General features: G+C 36.3%; 21 protein-coding genes. 9 read left to right on the forward strand and 12 right to left on the reverse strand.

The genetic code is table 11. From position 1 onward, the window contains the following. Positions 1-28 precede the first annotated feature (28 nt). Positions 29-454 carry a hypothetical protein gene (locus tag BXY58_RS01410; protein WP_120212018.1) on the forward strand — a complete coding sequence of 142 codons (426 nt, stop codon included), beginning with the start codon at positions 29-31 and terminating at the stop codon, positions 452-454. A gap of 21 nt (positions 455-475) precedes the next feature. Here the strand turns inward: BXY58_RS01410 and BXY58_RS01415 are convergent, their stop codons facing one another. The 4 genes from BXY58_RS01415 to BXY58_RS01430 all read right to left on the reverse strand — a co-directional run bounded on the left by BXY58_RS01415 (position 476) and on the right by BXY58_RS01430 (position 5342). Beyond that, positions 476-949, reverse strand: coding sequence for a YdeI/OmpD-associated family protein (locus BXY58_RS01415; protein ID WP_120212019.1), 474 nt, complete (start codon positions 947-949; stop codon positions 476-478). Positions 950-996: 47 nt separating this feature from the next. Further along, positions 997-2958, reverse strand: a complete 1962-nt coding sequence (locus tag BXY58_RS01420) for a T9SS type A sorting domain-containing protein (protein WP_120212020.1) — start codon at positions 2956-2958, stop codon at positions 997-999. 97 nt (positions 2959-3055) lie between these two features. Next, positions 3056-4597: a glycine--tRNA ligase gene (locus BXY58_RS01425; RefSeq protein WP_120212021.1), complete on the reverse strand. Its 1542-nt coding sequence runs from the start codon at positions 4595-4597 to the stop codon at positions 3056-3058. Between the two features lie 259 nt (positions 4598-4856). After that, positions 4857-5342, reverse strand: a complete 486-nt coding sequence (locus tag BXY58_RS01430) for a hypothetical protein (protein ID WP_120212022.1) — start codon at positions 5340-5342, stop codon at positions 4857-4859. Positions 5343-5484: 142 nt separating this feature from the next. Here BXY58_RS01430 and BXY58_RS01435 point away from each other — a divergent pair, with 142 nt between their 5' ends. Continuing rightward, complete coding sequence (locus BXY58_RS01435) at positions 5485-6186, forward strand: pseudouridine synthase (protein WP_120212023.1); 702 nt, start codon at positions 5485-5487, stop codon at positions 6184-6186. Positions 6187-6271: 85 nt separating this feature from the next. On the opposite strand, the gene BXY58_RS01440 is transcribed toward BXY58_RS01435, so the two are convergent. Both BXY58_RS01440 and BXY58_RS01445 read right to left on the reverse strand, forming a co-directional pair. Next, entirely contained in the window at positions 6272-8560 is a 2289-nt protein-coding gene (locus tag BXY58_RS01440) for a T9SS type A sorting domain-containing protein (protein ID WP_120212024.1), read from the reverse strand. A 185-nt stretch (positions 8561-8745) separates the two neighbouring features. Next, the gene (locus BXY58_RS01445) at positions 8746-10326 is read right to left on the reverse strand and encodes a tetratricopeptide repeat protein (protein WP_170144175.1); all 1581 of its coding nucleotides are present in this window, start codon (positions 10324-10326) and stop codon (positions 8746-8748) included. Between the two features lie 298 nt (positions 10327-10624). Between BXY58_RS01445 and BXY58_RS01450 the strand changes: the two genes are divergently transcribed. Together BXY58_RS01450 and BXY58_RS01455 are read left to right on the forward strand one after the other, a co-directional pair. Then, complete coding sequence (locus tag BXY58_RS01450) at positions 10625-11632, forward strand: quinone-dependent dihydroorotate dehydrogenase (protein ID WP_120212026.1); 1008 nt, start codon at positions 10625-10627, stop codon at positions 11630-11632. Between the two features lie 91 nt (positions 11633-11723). Next, positions 11724-11948, forward strand: coding sequence for a putative signal transducing protein (locus BXY58_RS01455; protein WP_120212027.1), 225 nt, complete (start codon positions 11724-11726; stop codon positions 11946-11948). Positions 11949-12019: 71 nt separating this feature from the next. Here the strand turns inward: BXY58_RS01455 and BXY58_RS01460 are convergent, their stop codons facing one another. From BXY58_RS01460 to BXY58_RS01480, 5 genes are all read right to left on the reverse strand, one after another. Continuing rightward, positions 12020-12466 carry a hypothetical protein gene (locus BXY58_RS01460; protein WP_120212028.1) on the reverse strand — a complete coding sequence of 149 codons (447 nt, stop codon included), beginning with the start codon at positions 12464-12466 and terminating at the stop codon, positions 12020-12022. 144 nt (positions 12467-12610) lie between these two features. Then, on the reverse strand, positions 12611-14932 hold the full coding sequence (locus BXY58_RS01465) for a TonB-dependent receptor domain-containing protein (RefSeq protein WP_229728394.1): 2322 nt from the start codon (positions 14930-14932) through the stop codon (positions 12611-12613). Between the two features lie 40 nt (positions 14933-14972). Next, complete coding sequence (locus BXY58_RS01470; protein WP_185140454.1) at positions 14973-15368, reverse strand: heavy-metal-associated domain-containing protein; 396 nt, start codon at positions 15366-15368, stop codon at positions 14973-14975. Between the two features lie 125 nt (positions 15369-15493). Next, complete coding sequence (locus BXY58_RS01475; protein WP_120212030.1) at positions 15494-15865, reverse strand: hypothetical protein; 372 nt, start codon at positions 15863-15865, stop codon at positions 15494-15496. A gap of 184 nt (positions 15866-16049) precedes the next feature. Next, positions 16050-16928: a DUF4349 domain-containing protein gene (locus BXY58_RS01480; protein ID WP_120212031.1), complete on the reverse strand. Its 879-nt coding sequence runs from the start codon at positions 16926-16928 to the stop codon at positions 16050-16052. A gap of 417 nt (positions 16929-17345) precedes the next feature. On the opposite strand from BXY58_RS01480, the gene BXY58_RS01485 reads away from it, so the two are divergent. The 5 genes from BXY58_RS01485 to tsaB all read left to right on the forward strand — a co-directional run bounded on the left by BXY58_RS01485 (position 17346) and on the right by tsaB (position 21266). Then, a complete protein-coding gene (locus BXY58_RS01485; protein ID WP_120212032.1) occupies positions 17346-18704 on the forward strand; it encodes an acyl-CoA dehydrogenase family protein in 1359 nt (452 codons plus the stop codon). 49 nt (positions 18705-18753) lie between these two features. Further along, a complete protein-coding gene (gene msrB, locus BXY58_RS01490; RefSeq protein WP_120212512.1) occupies positions 18754-19293 on the forward strand; it encodes a peptide-methionine (R)-S-oxide reductase MsrB in 540 nt (179 codons plus the stop codon). A 70-nt stretch (positions 19294-19363) separates the two neighbouring features. Then, positions 19364-20116 (forward strand): SDR family NAD(P)-dependent oxidoreductase, encoded by a 753-nt coding sequence (locus BXY58_RS01495; RefSeq protein WP_120212033.1) that lies wholly within the window; start codon positions 19364-19366, stop codon positions 20114-20116. 7 nt (positions 20117-20123) lie between these two features. Beyond that, positions 20124-20552 carry a nuclear transport factor 2 family protein gene (locus BXY58_RS01500; protein ID WP_120212034.1) on the forward strand — a complete coding sequence of 143 codons (429 nt, stop codon included), beginning with the start codon at positions 20124-20126 and terminating at the stop codon, positions 20550-20552. Positions 20553-20579: 27 nt separating this feature from the next. Next, entirely contained in the window at positions 20580-21266 is a 687-nt protein-coding gene (gene tsaB / locus BXY58_RS01505) for a tRNA (adenosine(37)-N6)-threonylcarbamoyltransferase complex dimerization subunit type 1 TsaB (RefSeq protein ID WP_120212035.1), read from the forward strand. 19 nt (positions 21267-21285) lie between these two features. On the opposite strand, the gene BXY58_RS01510 is transcribed toward tsaB, so the two are convergent. Then, positions 21286-22485 carry a PQQ-dependent sugar dehydrogenase gene (locus BXY58_RS01510; protein WP_120212036.1) on the reverse strand — a complete coding sequence of 400 codons (1200 nt, stop codon included), beginning with the start codon at positions 22483-22485 and terminating at the stop codon, positions 21286-21288. Between the last annotated feature and the right edge of the window lie 64 nt (positions 22486-22549).

The raw sequence follows: 22549 nt of genomic DNA on the forward strand, positions 1-22549 counted from the left end.
AAATCACTCATTTAAAACCTTTATAACTATGAAAAAATACACGTTAATTTCTGGCTTTGTAGCTGCTTTAGCATTAGTTTCCTGCAAAAAAAATGATACTAAAATGACTTCCGAATCTTATTCCACAGAAACAACTGTTACTGATGAGAACGGGAAAATCGATAGCGTCACAACAACTTCTATGGAGAAAACTGTGGACGGTAAGAAAGTACAGGAATATTCGGTTCCTTATAAAGCTGGGGATGGAAGTCGAGCCAAAGCTACTTTTACGGATAATGGGAAATCAAAAACCATTATTTTGGAAGCTAATAATAACAAGTTTGTTTTAGATTTCAAAAAGAAAACTGCAGAGGGAGAATTCTATGAAAGAAATACCATTTCCGCTGAAACCAAAGGCGATTCGCTTCTGATTTCTCAGGATAATCAGGTGATGCATTTGGTGAGAGTGAAATAAAAAGAAAAGGGATTTAAAATTTTAAATCCCTTTTTTACCTTCCAGAAGCATTTCTATCATTTTGATTTTCCGGCGTTCGCGCGTTTCTTCTTTTTTAGCATCTTCTATCCAACGGATATATTCTTTCCTGTGCGTGTAAGACATTTTATCATAGAATTCTTTCGCTTTATCGTTTTGATTAAGTAATGCCTGAACATCATCGGGAACAATAACAATTCGTTCTTCTTTGTCTTCCCAAAGCTTAACTTCAACAATATCTCCAAATGTCTTTCCTAATTCTATTCTAATCGCTTGAGTCAATCCCAATCTGTGACAACCGCCGCCCATATTGGCAAGGCTGCTTCTGTATTCCACTTTATCATCAAGCAGAACTTTGACTTTAACCTGTCCTTTTTTTCCAAATAATTCAATTGTATCAAAAGGAAAATTGATAAAGGCAGCATTGATGTCTTGGTGCTGCTGGATTTCTGCGGAAAAGATAATTGGTTGAGTCATCGTTTAAAATAAAAAATCCCGAACTCAAATGTCGGGATTATTTTATTTTATTTTTTTATAATGGAAATTATATTATTTCCAGCTTTTGTTTTTACTAGTACATAATATTTACCAGTAGGAATATTTGAAATATTGTATTTTGAATTTTTGTCAAATGATTTTACTAATTTTCCACTTGAATCTATTACATCAATAGATATTATATCAGTATTATTTGGAATGTTTAGACTAAAATTGTCTATCACAGGATTTGGATAAATAGTGTAGTTTTCTATTTTATTTTCATTTAATCCAAGAATATTTGTGTCGACTGTAACAGAGCAATTACTTTGGCTTATAACAACGCTATAATCTAAATAATTATTTTCATTCTCAACATCAATATAATATGTATTAGCATTTGTAATTAATACATTGTTATAATACCATTGATATGAATATTCAGAATTGTTAATAACAGAAAGTCTAGGAGAATTATATTGTAAATTGATATTATTAATATTTAAATCGGATTTCTTTACATCAACAACTCTTGGCCAGCTTTCTATATTATTGATAGTTTGAGTCACAAATATTTTTGTATCATTAATATAATTCAAATTAAAAGAATTACCGGAACCAAGTAAATTAGTTAATTGTGAATCAGAGTACCATTTAATGTTTTCACCAATTGCTGAAAAATTTAAAGAATTATCATTAGTACACAATAGCTTATTTCCATTAACAATAGGTTTTTTGATTTTGTTAAAAGTAGGGGCATTGGTATTGAATTGTCCAATTCCTGCGGACAAAGGAGGCGAATAAACATTGTAATTTATAAAGTTTTCTCGGTAATTATAACCAGCATAGTACAAATTGCCGAGATTGTCTATATCCAATGCATGAGAAAAGTAACCACTATCATTGCGAATATCATTTCTAAATTTAAAATCTCCATTGTTGTCAAATTTTTCAAAAAAAACATTATATCCATTATCATAATAACTTCCTGTTAAATAAACATTACCAGAAAAATCTGTTTTCATGTCTACATAATTGGAAGAAAAATCATAGTTAAAAGAATATCGGCTTCCATTTTTTATCCAAACAGGATTATTATTAGAATCAAGTTTTGCAATAAAAGGTGTAGAATAACCACAGCATTTGTAAGAATTAATAACTACATTATCGAGCTTTAAGGTCTCGCGATAAGTTCCGGATATAACTATTTCATTACTATGTGTTAAAGATATTTTTGGAGATCTATACGTTCTTCCTGTCGAGGATTTTATCCAGAGAAAATTACCGTCTGTATCAATTTTACTCCAAAACATATCATCATAACCGCCAGCATCATTTGTTAATGTAAATCTGTCTATAGTGATCGTATCAGCAGCAAAAATCCCGATCAAATAAATATTTCCAAAACGATCAACGTCAATATCAGAAATAGAAATAGCATCGGAATAATTATATCTATTCGACTTTTTCCAAACAGTTTCACCATTAGGATTTAGTTTAGCCAAAAAAAATGTGTCTCCACGTCCTCCAGCTAGATATATATTTTCTTGTTCATCGAATGATATGGCTGTGCCATAACCGTAGTTCTCATTATTAAAGTTATTAAGCCACAATTCATTGCCATTAGAATCATATTTTGCGATAAAGATTTTACTGTCAATTTGTCCTGATAGGTAATAGTTCCCATTATCATCAGATTCTACGGTTATTTTGTCTCCATAACTTCCTCCTCCGTCTATACTTTTAAGCCAAAGAACCTCTTTATTCGAATTAATTTTTGCAAGATAAATATCTCTGTAATAATCATCAGGAGAAGAAATAGAAAAATTACCTAAACTGAAATTTAATCTATAATATCCTGCAAGAATCATATTCCCATCGCCATCCACTTTCAAATCAATTGCATTATAGTTTTGGGACGTTCCAGTAGCTTTAATTCCCCAAGTCCAAGATTGAGAATAAACAAGATTAAGCGTTAATAGGAAATTAAAAATAAATATTTTTTTCATAGGTTAATTAATTTGTATTAAAAATAAACAAAATCCCGAAACTAATTTCAGGATTTTTATTTTATATAAGATTTGTCAGTCTGAGGCTCTCAAAGACTTAAATCTTAGAAAGCAAAGTCCTAAAATTCACTTTCTCATCAATAATCCTTCTCAGTTCAGAAACCGGAACTCTTTCTTGTTGCATTGTATCTCTGTATCTAAGGGTTACAGTGTTGTCGTTCAGAGAATCGTGGTCAACAGTGATGCAGAAAGGCGTTCCAATCGCATCCTGTCTTCTGTAACGTTTTCCGATACTGTCTTTCTCTTCAAAAATCACATTGAAATCGAACTTCAGATCGTTGAAAATCTTATCGGCAAATTCAGGTAGTCCATCCTTTTTAACTAATGGAAGAATTGCTGCTTTTACAGGTGCCAAAGCCGGCGGAAGGCTCAAAACAGTTCTTTCCGAACCATCTTCCAAAACTTCATCTTTCAGTGAGTTGGAGAAAATCGCCAGGAATAATCTGTCCAGACCAACCGATGTTTCTACAACATAAGGCACATAATTCTCATTTCTTTCCGGGTCAAAATACTGGATCTTTCTGCCAGAGAATTTCTCATGAGCCGAAAGGTCAAAGTCAGTTCTACTGTGGATTCCTTCCAATTCTTTGAATCCGAATGGGAAATTAAATTCGATGTCAGCAGCAGCATTGGCATAATGCGCCAGTTTTTCGTGGTCGTGGAAACGGTAATTGTCCTCTCCTAAACCAAGCGCCAAGTGCCAGTTAAGACGTGTTTTCTTCCACTGCTCGTAGAATTCCAGTTCCGTTCCCGGTGGAACGAAATACTGCATTTCCATCTGTTCAAATTCTCTCATTCGGAAAATAAACTGTCTCGCAACAATCTCATTTCGGAATGCTTTACCGATCTGAGCAATCCCGAAAGGCAGTTTATAACGAGAAGTTTTCTGAACATTAAGATAATTCACGAAAATACCTTGAGCAGTTTCTGGTCTTAAGTAAAGGTCCGTTGCAGAATCTGCAGAAGCACCCAATTTTGTCCCAAACATAAGATTGAATTGTCTCACTTCCGTCCAGTTTTTAGAACCAGTGTCCGGGTCAGCAATTTCCAATTCCTCAATCAAAGCTTTGACATCGGCAAGGTCTTCTTTTTCAAGAGATTTTGCCAGTCTGGAAAGGATAGCCTCTCTTTTTGCTCTGTACTCCAAAACTCTAGGATTGGTTGCTACAAATTCAGCTTTGTCGAAAGCGTCACCAAAACGTTTTGCCGCTTTTTCTATTTCTTTATTTTCCTTGTCTTCGATTTTGGCGCAGTAATCTTCCACCAAAACATCCGCACGGAAACGTTTTTTAGAATCTTTGTTGTCAATCAACGGGTCGTTGAACGCATCCACGTGTCCGGAAGCTTTCCAGATGGTTGGGTGCATAAAAATAGCAGAATCAATCCCCACGATATTTTCGTTCAGCTGAACCATCGCTTTCCACCAGTATTGTTTGATGTTATTTTTCAGTTCCGCGCCGTTCTGCCCGTAATCGTAGATGGCCGAAAGTCCGTCATAGATTTCGCTGGAAGGAAAAATAAAACCATATTCTTTAGCGTGGGAAACCACTTTTTTGAAAACATCTTCTTGCTTTGCCATAATTTATGTTGAATTGAAGTGCAAAAGTAGGAATTTTACAGCAAATTTTTCGTATTCATTTTTATAGGATTTGGGCGCATCCCTTTGTTTCTCCAACGCTTTTCCCGAACCGAAACAAGCGGGTCGTTCTACGGGAAGTCGCTCTGCGTCTAAGGCGCAGGAGCTCTAACAATGCCCTCCGCACTTGCGCAGCTGGCGCACAATAGAAAAACTCCGACTTCACTAGGCGGAGTTTCCAAATATGGAGATTGAAAGACTTTTAAAAATTGTAACTCATCGCAACGCCATTACCTGCACTTTCTATTTTGAAATACGGTCTGAAAGCTGTCGATTCCCCATTTTCTATTGCTACTGCTTTTTTTGCATTTTTGTCGGCAGCAAGAGCAAATGGAATACCGATTCCTATCAGACCTGCGCCGGCAGCAACTAAGCCCCAGCCTTTAGACTCTGCTTTCCAAGTTTGTTTCACACCATTGACGTAGGCGGTTTTGTTGCCTCCTGCCAATAACCTTCCGATGCCAAAACCAAGCGTAAATCCGCCTGTGTAAGCAAAGATTTCACCAACTGTTTTATTAGTTCTTGCTTTTTTGAAATAGTCTCTTGCGTCAGGTTTTGTAAACACGTCTTCGTACTTTGAGAACTTATACTTAACGCCGTCTTTTATCAGTTTATTTTTCTGGTAGCTTACCTGCCCAAAAGATAATTGACTAAGAATCACCGTCAGAATTAAAATTGATTGTTTCATAGATTAGTTTTAAAAATTTCTCAAAAATAGAAATTTAAATATGATATGAAACTCAATTGCAGGATAAAAATTCACTACAACTATTCTAAAAGCAAAATTTACACAGCAAATAGATTATGGAGAAAATCTCTACTTTTGCCCAATGTTAGACATTCTTTATCAAGACGACTACCTTATCGCCATCAACAAGCCGAGCGGACTTTTGGTTCATAAGTCAAAATATGCCGGCCCGGCAGATGAATATGCGGTAGATAAATTGAAGAGTCAAATTGACAAAAAGGTTCATCTTGTTCATCGTCTCGACCGGAAAACATCGGGTGTTTTGCTATTTGCTTTTGATAAAGAAACCCTAAAATTAATAAGTGACCAGTTTATGAATCGCGAAGTTGAGAAGAAATATCTGGCGATTCTGCGTGGTTGGACAAAAGAGGAAGAAACGATTGATTACGATTTGACCAATGAAAATGAAATCGTTCAAAATGCAGTTACGTACTACAAACGACTGATGATTTCCGAAATAGATTTACCATTTCTAAAACATCCGACTTCCCGTTATTCTTTGGTAGAAGCGATTCCCGAAACGGGTAGATTTCATCAATTGAGAAAGCATTTCAAACATATTTTGCATCCGATTTTAGGTTGCAGAAAACACGGTTGCAACAAGCAGAATAAATTGTGGTTGAATACGTTTAACGTGACTGCAATGCCTTTGCATTCGCATCAGCTTAATTTCCAGCACCCAATTACCAAAGAAGATATTTCCATCGATGCAAGTCTGAATGTGAATCCCGGCTTTTTAGAAATTGGAAAAATCTTAGGTTTTGATCTTGAGGAATTTACTTAATTTTTAGAAAGCTTTAAAAAGCAAAAGCCTCTCAATTTGAGAAGCTTTTCCAATTAATTTTTCATCAATTCATTTTTACTAACTATTACTTTTTGATGATTTTTTTGCTGACAATATTGTTGTCAGATGTTACGATTCTTAGCACGTAAACACCTTTTGGAAGTTTGGAAACATTTAGTTCGTTGGATTGAGTTTCCACTAGTTTTTTACCTTCCATACTGTAAAGTGCAATAGATTTCAGATTCTTGTTATCAACGTGTAAAACATCAACAACCGGATTCGGGTAAACCAGCACTTTTGCTTTGTCTCCGGAAGCTTCGCCGGTTGCTAAAACGTCCAAATTCAAATTATAGCCTAACAATCCCAAATCTGCAGACGCAATGTAAATGAAGGCTTTCTTGTCTGAGAAATCAACCGAGATAGAATTAGTTTCGGTTTGTAGCAAATCATCACGATCAACATTTTTCCAGTTAGTGCCATTGTCCACGGAATAGAAAATATTGAAAGTCGTGTACATTGACGTATAGGTTGCCGCTACAAGAACGCCGTTATTAACATCAGAATAATCCACCTTGAAGGCTACAAAATCTGACACTTGATTCCATGTTACGCCTTTATCACTTGAGACAAAAACACCTTGTGAGGTTGCGAGAGCCAACTGATTTGTATTCTTAGGATTTTGAGAAATATCAAAAACTACAGCATCAAATGGGAAATTAGCGTCAATGGTAACTGCTGTCCAATCTGTTCCGCCATTGGTTGTTTTATAAATTTCTGAGCCTACCAAAATGAAAAACTCATCAGAGATATTGTTCGGATGCAGAATTTTGTAAACTGTACCTTGAGTTGGAAGCGGAATGTTGGTCACAACAATATCACTCGGATTGTTGAAGTTGATTTTATCCAATTCGCCTTGGTCCCAATTGTTGAATGTTGCATAAATCTGATTGCTAACCTGTGGATCAGGGATGATATTGGTTAATCCACTTGTGAATGTTTCAAAAATTGGAGAAAAATCAGCGCCAAAATTATCACTCACCGCCAAAGTTGAGCCCAAAAATCCGCCTTTGTAAGAATAAACTCTGCCTTCTTTTTTAGAATCCGGAATGTAAGCCGGTCCATTATTATTAGTAAAAACATTAAGAGGCTGAATGTCAAAAGCATTCTCAGAATTATCAGCCAGATTTCTGTGGACAAAGCCATTCTGAACACTATAAAAAAGATGTTTCGAATTGTCTTTTTCGAACAATGTTACTCTTCCGGTCGAACTGAAAAACGGCGTCTGAATCTGCGTCAGCGTCGTTCCGTTGTCTACGGAGAATAATGGTTTGTAATTCGCTGTAATAAACAATTCTCCAGCCTTGAACGGGTTGAAGCTGGCTTTGATTCCATAATAATAGCTATCCAGATTATCATAAGGATATTCTACATTTTGCCAGGTTGCACCGCCGTCTTTAGAAGTTACAATTTCATCTTCTTCTAAAACAATGATGTGGTTGTTATCCAGTGGGTTATATTTAATATCAATAATGTTGTTAAGAATTCCATTGCTTCCCCAGGTGATATTTTTGTCTTCCCAAGTTGCGCCGCCATCTGTAGAATGATGCAGTTTTTCCGGACTCGCTCCAAAGCTGATTCCTGTCCCAACGTAGATTTCGTTCGGGTTATTCGGGTTGAATTCCAGCGTTGCGAGAACACTTCCTTCAAGCTTTGTAGCGAAAGTATTACCACCGTCATCAGAAATCATCAAACCGCCATAAACACCTTGGCTACCGTTGCCGTTTGCAATATAGACTTTGTTTTTATCAGCCGGGTTGAAGGCGACGTAACTGGTGATAATATTGTTATTATCCATAGAATAATAGATTTCTTTCCAGTTTTGTCCGCCGTCATCGGTAGTGAAAACCCGGTTGGCAGTTCCGAAACCCAAAGGAAATTGCGAACTCACAATCAGGTTGTCTTGATCGTCGCCAAAGAAATTATAAGCCGAAACATAAGCGCCTTCTGAATAATTTGGCATCGAGAAGGTTCTCGTAATCGTTTTGGTAGCAATGTCAAAAATGTGAACTTCACCAATTCCGTTCTTCAAAGTAGAAAATGTTAGGAAAGAGCCATTTTTGCTAATATTCAGTTTGGTAATATTTCCGATTTCCGTTGGAACCGAATAAAAGACTTCCCAGGAAACGCCATTGTTCTTAGAAACCACAATATGGTTGGTAATCGTTGTTGCATAAATGGTATTTTGTTCAACAGTGCTGTATGTCACCTCAAAAATCCTCCCGAATTCATTTTTGCCCAAAACCTGAACTTGTGCATCTGTTTCATTGGTAAAAAGCGCCAATAAAAATCCCGCTAAAAGAGTAAATTTTTTCATAAGTAAATTTTGATTTTTTAATTGCCTTATGTAATCGCTCAATTGTTAATTGGAGTTTAATTTCCAAATCACGGCGATTTCATATATCTAATTTTATCAAACAAATGTTATGATAAATGTTAGCAATACAAAAAATTAATGCAGAAATAGTAGGACGTTCCGTTAGAAAAAGCGTGACATTTTCGCTAAATAACTGTTATATAATGATATAGGTCAATATTCTCGTCCAATCCCATTTTCTTAACAATCCGTTCCTTTCGTTTGCGACAGGCTTCCGGCGTGATGTTGAAAATAATTGAGATTTCTTTCATAGAAAGGTTCATATATACATAAGACAGGAATCTGATGTCATTGGAATTAAGGTCTGGATGCAGCTGTTTCAGTTTGTTGATAAAACCCTGATTCACCTCTTCAAAGTGAACCAGAAAACTTTCTTCCTCGTGTGTCTGCTTCTGGAGAATTTTAAATTGCTGAATGATATTACTGAGGTCCACATTTTTCAAATCATCAGATTCTCGGGACAAAGTTTTGATGAGGTCATCAATCAATTCGATTTTTGTCGAGAGTTGAAGTGCTTTAGTAGTGAGTTTTCTGTTCTTGGCTTCCAGTTCGTTTTTGAATTTCTCCTGTTCCAGAAGAGCCAGAACCTCTTTTTCTTTTAATTGATTTTCAAGGATTTCCTTATTCTTTTTTTCTTTTTCGAGTTCCAGTTTGGCAATTTCTGCGTTATTCTGTTCAATGATTTTCTGCTGCTTGTTTTTGACGATGCTGTTTCTCAAGGCCCAGAAAATAATCAGAACAATGAAAATAGCGAGCAAAATTCCTTTGATGAAAAAAGAACGTTGCGAGGTCAGCTGACCTTTGCTCTCTGCCAAATCCTTTTGCGAATTGTGAAGCTCGAATTTGATTTTACTGTTCTCGAAAAGCTGTCCGTTTTTGATTCTATTTACCGAATCTTTCACAGCCATTATCGAATCTTTGTAAGACACAGCGCGATCGATATTATTCGCTTTTTTGTATAGCGCGCTGAATCTCTCGAAAAGATTTTCTTTAAAATCGAAGTTGAGATTGTTTTTCTCGGCCAGTTGCAAAAATTGAAACGCTTTCTGAAGGTCATTTCTTTGCTCAGCAATTGTTGAAAGATTATAATAAACCTGCGTTCTATACTCGGCATATTCCACACCATTCAGTTTCGGAAGCAGTTCATTGGCTATTTTTTCTGCTGCATCATATTGTTTGAGATTGACCAATGTTTCCATATACGTTGACTTTGCCAGTAGATAATACGGCGAATCAGCAGTCAGCTTCAGAGCCTCATCAATATATTTTTTGGCTGTTTTGTAATTGCCTTTTTCATTATAAACAATAGTCAGATTAATAGCATATAATCCTTTGGAAGTGTTGTTGTTAACCTTTCCGGCTAATTCATAAGCTTTGGAAAAATAATCTTTGGCTTTATCAATTTTATTGTCTCTGGAATAGAGAATCGCAATGTTGTTCAGAACTGTCATTTCCGATTTTTCATCTAAATGAGCAACGGCAATTTTGTAAGCATCCAAATAATTATTCAGCGCCTCGCCATAATCCAGCATCATATAGTAATTGGCGCCGATGTTGTTGACAGCCAGAAATTCTTCCCGATACCAATGGTTGTCCTGCGCAATTTTTTTGGTTTTGCTAAGGATTTGCAGCGACTTTACAAATTCCTTTTTGTTCATCGCCTCCACAGCCTTGATGACCATTTTCTCGCAGTCTTTTGGCGTCATGGCAAAAGCTTGAAAAGGCAGAAACAAAAGGAAAAATATATAAATTAAACTTTTATAAAAAGTATGTGGAATCATTTAAAATTTCGGATAAAATCTAAGTAAAGATATAAAGATTTTAGATTATTCTTCCTGAATCTGAAAATGTTGTTTAAACCACAAAAGGCACAAAAGATTTTCCACAGATTTCTTTTGTGCCTTTTGTGGTAAAAAAGTATTCATTGTGCCTTTGTGTTTAACTTTCCCTTTAATTTTAATTAATTATCCTCACAAAAACGTAAATTTGTAAAACTTTTCTCCGATGTACAAAAGCCTCATTCGTCCAATTCTTTTCAAATTTGACCCCGAAGAAGTTCATCATTTTACATTTTCTATTCTGAAGAATTTTGGATTTCTTGCCAAATTATTTCTACCAAAACCAATTGAAGATAAACGTCTCGAACGTGAAGTTTTCGGATTGAAATTCAAAAATCCGGTTGGATTAGCCGCTGGTTTTGATAAAGACGCCAAGTTGTTTAATGAGTTGTCTGACCTTGGATTCGGATTCATAGAAATCGGAACTCTGACGCCGAAACCTCAAGCTGGAAACGATAAAAAAAGATTGTTCCGACTGAAAGAAGATTCTGCGATTATCAACAGAATGGGTTTCAATAACGGCGGTGTTGACGAAGCAATTGAACGTCTGAAAAAAAACAAAAATGTTCTGATTGGCGGAAATATCGGGAAGAACAAAGTCACACCGAACGAAGAAGCGGTTGACGATTACAAAATCTGTTTTGAGAAATTATTTCCTTACGTGGATTATTTCGTGGTCAATGTCAGTTCTCCAAACACACCCAATCTCCGTGAACTTCAGGATAAAAAACCGTTAACAGAATTATTATCAACACTTCAAAACCTCAATCTTGAAAAGCCAAAACAAAAACCTATTCTTCTGAAAATTGCACCGGATTTAACTGATTCTCAGCTTTTGGATATTATTGATATCATTAAAGAAACTCAAATTGCTGGTGTTATCGCAACGAATACAACGTTGTCAAGAGAAAATTTAGTTTCAGAAAATAAATTCGAAATGGGTGGATTATCCGGAAAACCATTAACAAAACGTTCTACAGAAGTTATCCGGTTTTTGTCTGAGAAAAGTGGAAAAGCGTTTCCAATCATCGGCGTTGGTGGTATTCACAAAGCGCAAGATGCGATTGAAAAATTAGAAGCTGGCGCGAGTCTTGTTCAGCTTTACACGGGATTCATCTACGAAGGTCCTGAACTGATTAATGAAATCAATCGGGAAATTTTAAGGCACAGCTAATTTTTTGTTCAAATCATTTAGTAGTTTGGATTATTTTTTTTTGTTTTTAATCCTTTGAATCCAAATCAATTATCATTTATCAACCATCATTATGGAATTAATCACACTCAAGATTTTCAATACAGAAATCGAAGCCGAAATGCTCAAAATTTTCCTGGAAACCAATGATATTGAAACTTATGTTTTCGGCAATATTTTAGCGAATACTTACAATTTGTTCAATAACACAAGCGGTGGCGTTCAACTGAAAGTTTCAGAAAATGACTTTGAAAAAGCGAATGAATTGATGACTCAATTTTATAATAAAGAATCATAAATCGATTTCAAATAATAAAAAAAAATGCAACCCTCACGGTTGCATTTCATATTTCAATAAAAACTAAATCTTTAGGATAAAGGCGCACCAACTGCCAAATCACAACGATGATGAGGTTCGCCGTGAGCCGGATTCAAAGCTGGTTTTGGACCAAAAGCTTGTACTGGTGCAGCTGGAGTAGCTGAAACTGCAGGCGCAGGATTTGGATTCAAAATTGACGGAGCGGCTTGTTGTGGTGCAACATTTTGTGTCGGCGCACTGTCGATTGGCGCACCAACAGCAATCTCGCAACGATGGTACGGTTGTCCGTGTGGTGGATTCACAGCAGGTTTTCCAGATGTAGAAAGATTGGTGACAGATGATGCAACTTCAGCCGGAGCAGGTGTTGTTGCATTTGCTGTACTGTCTATTGCAACAGAATCACTCTTTGGAATCTCAGTTTTTGCAACAGTTGTTTTCGCTTTGTCACAAGAATATAACAATGTGACACCAGCTATTAGGATTTTTATTGTTTTCAATGCTTTAATTTTTATTAAAATTAAGATTTTTATTCAGATTATTTTAATTTATACCACAAAAGACACAAAAGAGTTGAATACTAATTATTCTAAGATATAATTAACATTATCAAAAAAACTATGTGACTTTTGTGGTTTAAAATATTAAAACTTAAAATCCACGCCAATGTAGAAATTCTGTTTCATAATTGGTGCGTAAACCATTCCGCCGTCAAAATAATTTCCAAACGGATTAGCTGCGTCAAGAATCGCCACTTTCTGCTGATATCCGGTCAAATTCTCTCCACCCAAATAAACTCTGATTTTCTCCGAGAAGTTTCTGGAAATCTGAGCATTCAAAGTCGAATAACTCGGCGAATAATCAGCTAACTGAAATTCCGCCGGATTCGATTTTGTATTCGGAAGTCTTTGTTTTCCGACTAAATTTAACGTCGTATCAAAGCTCCAAAATCTACCTTTTTCCGTTTTATTAGTTGAATAAGCTAGATTAGCAAATCCACGATGTTTCGCCATAAACGGTACTTTTTTCAGACCGCTCAAATAATCCAAAACAACATCATAATATTTGTAAGCCACTCGGAATTCCAGATTTTTCACAGGCTGGAAATCCCATTGCGTCTGGAAACTGTTGGCGAAAGATTTTCCTTCAAGATTATAGAACAAAATTTTCTGTGCAGATTCATCCAAATCTGTCACAACCTGATTTTGGAAATCCGTTCTGAAAAAATCAGCCAAAACCGTGGATTTTCTTCCAAATAATTTGAATTCTTGTTGCAAACTTACGCCGTAATTCCAAGCAATTTCCGGCTTCAAACCATAGATTTCACCACCATTATTGATGATTTGAATTTGTCGGTTGGATGCAAAATAAGACTGACTTTCTGCAAAGATATTCGCAGTTCTGAAACCTCTTCCTGCCGAAATTCTGAAAATCGTTTTCGGCGTCAAATCATATTTGAAATTCATTCTTGGTGTAAACTGCGTTCCTGCAAGATTGTGAAAATCAACACGAGCACCTGTTACCAAAGTGAATTTTTCGCCTGTCAAAGTATATTCTGCAAACAACCCAGGAACGGTTTCGGTTCTTTTGTAATTGTCCAAAAGATAATCTTCATCGTATTTGTCATAAAGAAAACTTGCACCAACTTTATACTTGTTGTTCGTATTTCCGATGATACTTTCGAAAATCAAGTTGGAATAATAAGAAGTCTCTTTCCCAAAATAATTTCTCAATCCGAAAAAGCTATCTTGCTGATGATAAGTCAATTGATTCATCCAACCCAAACTTTGGTAAGGTTTCCCTTTGAAAACATAACCGGTTTTGTTCCACAACTGAAATCTCGAAATATCAATCCCAACACCATAAAGCGATTGATCTTTTTGTGGAATTCTTTTGTTAAATCCGATTTGTCCTGCTGTTCTCTCATCTTTCAGATAATTAATTCCGAAATGTGAAGCGAATCCAGAGTTTTCCAAATCATTGTAATTCAGTAGATAAGCTACATTAAACTGACTTCCTTTTGGTCTGTCGAGAAAGCCGTCGTCATTCATATCGGTATCGCCAAAAGTGCCGTTGCCGTGGAGCAAAACACTTTGCGTCCATTTGCCGGAAATAAGAGAAGTGTGAGTTACATTCGCTTCAACACGACCGTTGTTATCGGAAAACAAATTGATTTCTGTTTCCGATTTTTTATCATCGTCGTGAGACTTCAAAAGTTCGGTATTGATTTGACCCGTAATACTTTCGTAACCATTCACAACTGTACTCCCGCCTTTTGTTAATTGGATTCCGCCAATCCATTTTCCAGGAATGAAGTTCAATCCATAAGGCGAAGCCAATCCACGAATTTCAGGCAATTGTTCCTTGGTCAAAAGTGTATATTTCTGGTCCAATCCGAGCATTTTCAATTGCTTGGTTCCTGTCACCGCATTGCTGAATGACACATCAACAGTTGCGTTGGTTTCGAAACTTTCGGAAAGGTTGCAGCAAGCGGCTTTCAGCAATTCTTTGGAACTGATATTGAAAATCAATCCCGCTTCTTTTTTGCTGATAGCTGTTGCTTCTTTTTCTCTCGTCAGCTTTACACCTTCAATCTGATTGGTTTTTTTATCGGAATCTGAGTCGTGGTCGGCATTTTCATTCGGAGCTTTGAAATCAGAACCTCTTGTGTACAGGCAGCAAGAAGGCAGATTTTTATAAGCATCTTCAGGCGCTTTATATTTCTCGTTGTCGTGACCAACTTCAGCGATTTGTTTCAGGATATCATCACATTTGACTTTCGATTCGTCAAGCGTCATTGTCAACGTTTGATTATCAGCGGTCCAATTGGCGGTCTGCGCGCCGGCTTTCAAAGCTGCTTTTTCTATTCTGGCCTTACACATATTGCAATTTCCTTTTACTAAAAACTGTTCTGTAACGGTTTGTGCAAAAGAGAATACGGAACAAACGAGCAGCACAGAAAACATAAGTTTTCTACTTAAATAATTCATCGTCAAAAAATTTAAATTAATTACTTAAGCTCGCAGACTTGTTTTTATCAGCATTTTTCGCCAACTTTTTGCTGTTGTCAGGACGGTCGTACTGGCAGCAAGCATCCAAATCATCATAAGATTTGTCAGAAGCACGGAACATCTCGTTGTCGTGACCCACTTCCGCAACGTTTTTTAAAACCGTTTTTTTGTCAGTTTTAGACGCGTCATAACTTACGGTCAAGACTTTTTTGTTCATACTCCAAATCGCTGACTTTACGTTTTTGTCAGATTTAGCAGCCGTTTCGATGCGTTCTTTACACATTCCGCAGTTGCCTTCTACTCTGGCTTTGAAAGATTTGGTTTGAGCAGAAAAATTGGAGAATAGAAATATGGAAAGGAATAAAATTCCTGATTTTATGATTGTATTCATTTTGATTAATTTAATTGTTTGAATTAAGATTTTATAAAAAATCTTGAAGTTTTACATTCTCGCAGATTAACTTTCAGAAAAAATCTGCAAGATTTGCTTAATCAGCAGGAAATTACTAATTAAAATTAACCAAGTTTAGGCGGTTGCCAGATATTGAAAGTTCGCGCAAGAGGCGATTGTGAATAATAAGAAAATTGATTGTTGGTGGTGAAAATCGGTGTTCTCAACTTGTTGTCGAAGTTATTCAGAACAACCGAAAATACGAATCCGGAACTGCAGGTTTTGCAAGTGGTGCAATTGTCTTTGCAGTCTTTTCCTTTTTTGGAATCGTGATGACAAGAATCTGATTTTTTCTCATACTTTTTGCAACAGTCAGAATTGTTTTTCTGCGCTTCGCAACAAGAACTCTGAGCAACTTGAACATTAAAATTCTGCTTCGGAAATACAAAAATTCCCAAACAGAAAATCATTAATATCAATTGCAGTTTTTTCAACATCGTTTTGCAAAATTATGAAATTTATATTAACCACAAAAGACACAAAGATTTTTTTACAAGCGCACAAGTTATCATTTGACGAAGTCAAATCTTTGTGACCCTAAAAAGTTAAAACATCAAGAAATCCTTGTGATCTTTGTGTTAAAAATGAATAAAACTTTTGTGACTTTTGTGTTTCATAAACCTATTTCTCAGTTTTCACAAAAGCTTTTTTTCTTCTCAAAAAGTAAAATACCAAACCGCCAATAAAAACAATCGGCCAGATAGAAATAAGAAAAACAAATAATTGCTGAATCAAATAAAATCCTTCCACAAAAGCATTTTTCACATCGTATAAGAAATTGTATTTGTATTCATTATCAATATTTTTGGTGTTGATGATAGGAATTTTTGCAACACTCGTTTTTGGTTCTTTGATGAAAATATCGACGGTTGAGAATTTCAAATTATCAGCAAGAATTTCGTCAGAATATTTCTGTAGATTGGCTTCGGACATATTGTTGTCGTCCAGTTTGACTTTGTCTTTTCCCGCCTTCAGTTGAGAAATATTGTATTGAGTTTTAGCCTGTCTTTCAGATTCCATTTTTGCTAATCGGATTCCGGCAGAAACATCTTCAGCAGAAATAATTCTGGAATTAAGGAATACTTTCTTATCATTAATGAAATCCAAAAATTCACCTAATTTCTGAGTCGGAACTCTAACTTGCATCCTGTTCTGATTTTGGAATTTCCGAATCAACATCGCCGACTCATCCGACGTATTGTAAGTATCTTCGGACAAAGTCTGTGCTTCCATTCTACTTTTAGTCACAAATCCGCCAAGCGATTGCAGCTGTTTCTCAATCGAGATGGTCGCATCATAAACATCCTTCACTTCCATATCCACTTCCGCAGTTTTCACAAATTGTTTGCCTTCGACAACTTGAGTTGCCGCTATAGAAACGCTGTCAGAAACAACTACAGCACTATCTGCTGTTGCATAAGCGGATTCTGTATATTCTCCTTTTTTGCATCCAATTAAAAGTAATGCCACTAAGCTGATTGATAAGATTTTCGTTTTCATTTTGAATATATTTTATTTCTTTTTAATCGTAAAATGGAATCGCAAACGGTTTCATAATAGATTATTTTGAGATTAATATTTTTATATGGGCAGCTATTTCCGCGCTCCGTTCCCGCTATTTTTGTCCAGGCTTTTGCCAAGCAAAAAAATGAGCTCCACTCAGCTCGGGCTGCAATCGTATGACGCTCCAAAAGATTGGTTAAGAGTTTCTTTTATTTTTGTCTGACTCAAAATTGATAATTAAGATGAAAGCTATTTTGCAAATCAATCCGAAACTATTTGTAAAGAGAGTCGAGGTTTTAACGCGCTGATTTTTAATTTTTTGTAAAATAGATTTTCAGAAAAAAAGAAGATGAGAAGATATTTGTAAAAGTGTTTTAGGAATATTCTTTGCATTCTACAGGAAAACAGAAATCTATGAACAGCACTATTTCCAAAATCAAAGGAATTTTCAATCTCCTAAAACATATTGATATAGACCAAATCTCCAAAATTTCACAAAAAGTTGACCTTCCAAAACTGATGGATCAATTCTCAAAATTAGATGAGAATCAAATCAAAGGTTTAGCAAAAATGCTCGATTCATCCGGAAGGAAAAAAGAATTGCCACCTATTAACGGCGATTTTTATGAACTGCATATGAAGCTGACAGAAGAGCAAAGAGCAATTCAATTACAGGTTCGGGAATTTATGGAGAAAGAAGCCAAACCTTTGGTCAACAGATATTGGCTGACAGACGATTTTCCACACGAACTGATTCCAAAATTCAAAAAACTGAATCTCTGTGGTGTCACCTACGAAGGTTACGGCTGCCCGAATTTACCATTCCTGATGGAAGGCGTCATTGCAATGGAAATTGCCAGAGTTGATGCGTCTTTGGCGACATTTTTTGGTGTTCAGTCTGGATTATCAATGGGTTCTATTTATATGTGCGGCTCCGAGGAACAAAAGCAAAAATACCTTCCGGGAATGCAACAGTTTGATTTGATTGGCGCATTTGGATTGACTGAGCCGGAAGTTGGTTCAGGCGCAGCTGGTGGACTAACGACAACCTGCAAAAAAGTAGATGGCGGCTGGATTCTGAATGGACAGAAAAAATGGATTGGGAACGCCACTTTTGCGGATGTGATTATCATTTGGGCGAGAGATTTAGATGATAATCAGGTAAAAGGTTTCATTGTCGAAAAAGACACACCAGGATTTGAAGTCGAAAAAATCAAAGGAAAAATGGCACTCCGAATTGTCCAAAACGGATTGATTACAATGAAAGATTGTTTCGTCGCCGATTCCCAGAAAATGGAACACGCCAACAGTTTCAAAGACACTGCAAAAGTCCTTCAAATGACAAGAGCTGGCGTTGCGTGGATGGCGACAGGATGCGCAAGAGGTGCTTATGAAAGTGCTTTGGAGTATACCAGAAAACGTAAACAATTCGGGAAGCCGATTGCCTCGTTTCAATTAGTTCAGGGACATTTGGTAGAAATGTTATCTAATTTAACAGCAATGCAAACCTTAGTTTTCAGATTGTCCGAAATGCAGGATGCTGATATTTTGAAAGACGAACACGCATCTTTGGCAAAAGTTTTTTGCAGTCTCAGAACTCGTGATGTAGTAGCACAAGCAAGAGAAGTAATGGGTGGAAATGGAATTCTTTTGGAACACGATGTTGCCCGTTTTGTTGCAGATGCAGAAGCTATCTATTCTTACGAAGGAACCAAGGAAATCAACTCGTTGATTGTCGGTCGTTCTATTACGGGAATGAGTGCGTTTGTTTAACTATCTTATGATAATGGAATCTTATATCAGATTTAGTAAATTTACATCAATGAAAAAATTATTTTTTTTTATATTAATCAATTCATTTCTGCTCCAATGTGCGCAGAAAAAAGTTGACTTAACCAAACCGCAACAACAAACTAAAATGGAAGATAATACACACACCAATAACCCTTACTATTCAAGGACGGACAAAACTAAACTGAATGTTTCCAACGAAGAATGGAAAAAAATCCTTTCTCCAGAAGTTTATGCTATTGCTCGTGAAGCCAATACGGAATATCCTTTCACTGGAAAGTATAACGATTTTGATGAAGTCGGAGAATATTACTGTGCAGTTTGTGGCAATCATTTGTTCCGTTCAAGTTCTAAATTTGCGAGCACTTGCGGATGGCCGAGTTTCTTTGAAGCGGATAAAGACGGCGTTATTTACAAGCGAGATTCGTCTCACGGAATGGAACGTATAGAGGTTCTTTGTAAACGCTGCGATTCTCACTTGGGACACGTTTTCAATGACGGACCGCCGCCAACCGGAACCAGATATTGTATGAATTCCGTTAGTCTGGATTTTCAGCGAGATAAGAAATAAATCAGTCCCGAATTATTCGGGATTTTTCTTTGATATAATTTAAATTTGTAAGATTAAATCTAATTATAAGTTGAAAACAATATTCATCACCGGAGCCACTTCCGGAATTGGGAAAGCGACAGCTGTTTTATTAGCACAACAGAAAAACAGATTGATTATATGCGGCAGAAATCAAACCGTTCTCGAAGAACTTAAAACTGAATTATCCCAACAAACCGAAATTTTTAGTTTAAACTTCGATGTCCGTAATTCGGATGAGGTTTTTTCTGCCATTAATTCACTTCCGGAAGATTGGAAAAACATTGATGTTTTGATTAACAATGCAGGAAATGCTCATGGATTAGACCCGATTTCTGATGGAAATATTGATGATTGGAACTCGATGATGGACGGCAACGTGAAAGGTCTATTGTATGTTTCTCAACCGATTATCAAACTGATGAAAGAAAAAAGAAATGGACAAATCATCAATATCAGCTCCGTTGCTGCGAGGCAAACTTATGCTAATGGAGTCGTTTATTGTGCTTCCAAAAAAGCCGTTGATGTGATTTCCGAAGGAATGAGAATCGAGTTGACAGAATTTGGAATCCGTGTTACGAATATCCAACCGGGAGCTGTAGAAACTGATTTTTCTAAAGTGAGATTCAAAGGGGATGATGAAAGAGCTGCAACAGTTTATGCGGGTTATGAGCCTTTGGTTGCGGAAGATATTGCGGATGCGATTGCTTATTGCATCAATGTTCCGGAAAGAATTTCGGTTTCTGATATGACGATTTATCCAAAAGCACAGGCGGAACCAAGGACGATTTACAGAAAATTATAATCTGACAATGAGGTTTTTAAGCTTATTTTTCTGCCTGTTTTTTGTTGCTGGATTTTCTCAGAATTATTCTAAGAAAGAAAAAGTATTGTTGATGCAGGTTTCGAAGTTGGACTCTTTGATGCAAAATAACAATTCCAAGATATTAGAATTGTTTTCTGACGATGTTTCTTTTGGACATTCCAATGGCTGGATTCAGAATAAAGATGATTTCAAAACAGATTTCGAATCCGGAAAAGTAAAATATCAATCCGTAAAACAAACCGAATTGAAGGAATTTAAAATCAAAAATAAATTCGCAAACGTCAGAAGAACTATTGCTGTAAAAGGACTTTACAAAAATGAAATATTCCAAATGAAATTATCTGTTCTCGAATTCTGGATTCGACAAAAAGGAATCTGGAAATTGTGGAGCCGACAAAGTGTGAGTTTGAAATAATTCTTCCTTAATCCTTACATTTGCAGAATGAAAATCCTTCACATAGAAACCTCTTCAAAAAACTGTTCTGTTGCCATTTCTGATGGCGAAAATCTGCTTTGCCTTTGCGAGGAAGTTTCTGATAATTATAAACAATCCGAAAGTCTTCACAGCTTTGTTGAATGGGCTTTGGAAGGCGCAGAAATTTCTTTGAAAGATTTGGATGCTATTTCTTTGGGAAAAGGTCCTGGTTCTTATACAGGTCTTAGAATTGGTGCCGCTTCTGCAAAAGGTTTTTGTTACGGACTTAAATTGCCTTTGATTGCCGTTAATTCTTTGGATTCTATGGTTGAAGAATTTGTGAATCAAGGGTTTGAATTGATTATTCCTTTGATTGATGCCAGAAGAATGGAAGTTTACACCGCTTATTTTGACGGGCAATCTGGCAAAATTATTTCTGAAACTGAAGCAAAAATCCTCGATGAAAATTCTTTTTCAGAATTAGTGGACAAGAAAATTCTTTTCATTGGAGATGGCGCAAAAAAAGCACAGGAAATTCTCAATCTTCCGAATGCAGAATTCAAACATGATATTTATCCATCAGCAAAAGGATTGATTAAAAAATCTGTGGATAAATTCAATCAACAAGATTTTGAAAATGTCGCTTATTTTGAACCTTTTTATCTGAAAGATTTTCAGGGAATCAAGAAAGCTGACCGCATAAAAAAATCCTGATTTAATCAGGATTTTGAATTTATTTTTTAGAAATTTTATAAAGTTTTCCACTATCTGTAATTCCATAGAGATTACCATCCATCCCGTTCAGAACATCCCGGAATCTTTCTTTTTGATCAAGAAGCAATCGTTCTTCGCCAACCACTTTGTTGTCCTTAATCACGATTCTATTAATATGTTCGCCGCTTAGACATCCGATGAAAAGATTATTTTTCCATTCCTCGATATTTCCTGTATAAAATGTTACGCCACTTGGCGAAACCACAGGATCCCAATAGTAAACGGGTTGTTCTGTTCCGGCTTTCTGTGTTGTTCCATTATTGATTTTTTCTCCGGAATATTCGATTCCGTAAGTCACATCGCCCCAACCATAATTTTTTCCAGCTTGGATGAGATTGATTTCGTCTCCACCTCTTGGTCCCATCTCGATATCCCAAAGCTGACCTTTTTCATCCAGAGCCAAACCTTGCGGGCTACGGATTCCGTAGGCAAAGATTTCAGGTTTGTAACCATCTTTTCCTATGAATGGGTTTCCCGGAGCGGGTTTTCCGTCTTTGGTAATTTTCAGGATTTTACCAAGATAATTATCTGTTTTCTGAGCGTAAACTCTTGTTTGTTTATCTGATCTTTCGCCTGTGCTGACGAACAGATTTCCGTCTTTGTCAAAAACCAATCGGCTACCGTAGTGTTTATCGCCATCGTAAGTTGGTGTTGCTCGGAAAATCACTTTGACGTCAGAAATTGTTTTAAGATCAGAAGATAATCTACCTTTTCCGACAGCGGTATGATTTCCGCCTTCATAAGGTTCAGAAAAACTGAAATAGATGATATTATTGGTTTTAAAATCTGGATCCAAGGCCACGTCTAACATTCCGCCTTGTCCTTTAGCATCTACTTTTGGAAAGCCATCGATTTTCGAAACTTGTTTACCATCTACAGAAACAACATTCATAAATCCAGTCTTCTCAGTGATCAAAAATCTGCCGTCAGGTAGATTGATAATTCCCCAAGGTTTTCCCAGAGAAGTATTCAAAACTTCAACATTGTAAGGTGTTGTAGTTTTTACAGGTGTTATTCTTGTTTGTCCTGCAAATGCAGGTTTGTAATTCGTATTTGCTTTTTCCTCTATAGCAGAGACTTTGCTGGGTTTTCCCTTGCTTTGGCACGAATAAAATGCACCGATTAACGAAAGGAAAAAAGGAAGTGTGGATTTTAACATAATATTTATTTTCTGTTTGGAATGGAAAAATAATGCCAGTAAAATTTGTTAGTTTAAATTTTAA

Source organism: Epilithonimonas arachidiradicis (assembly GCF_003610695.1).
Classification (GTDB): domain Bacteria; phylum Bacteroidota; class Bacteroidia; order Flavobacteriales; family Weeksellaceae; genus Epilithonimonas; species Epilithonimonas arachidiradicis.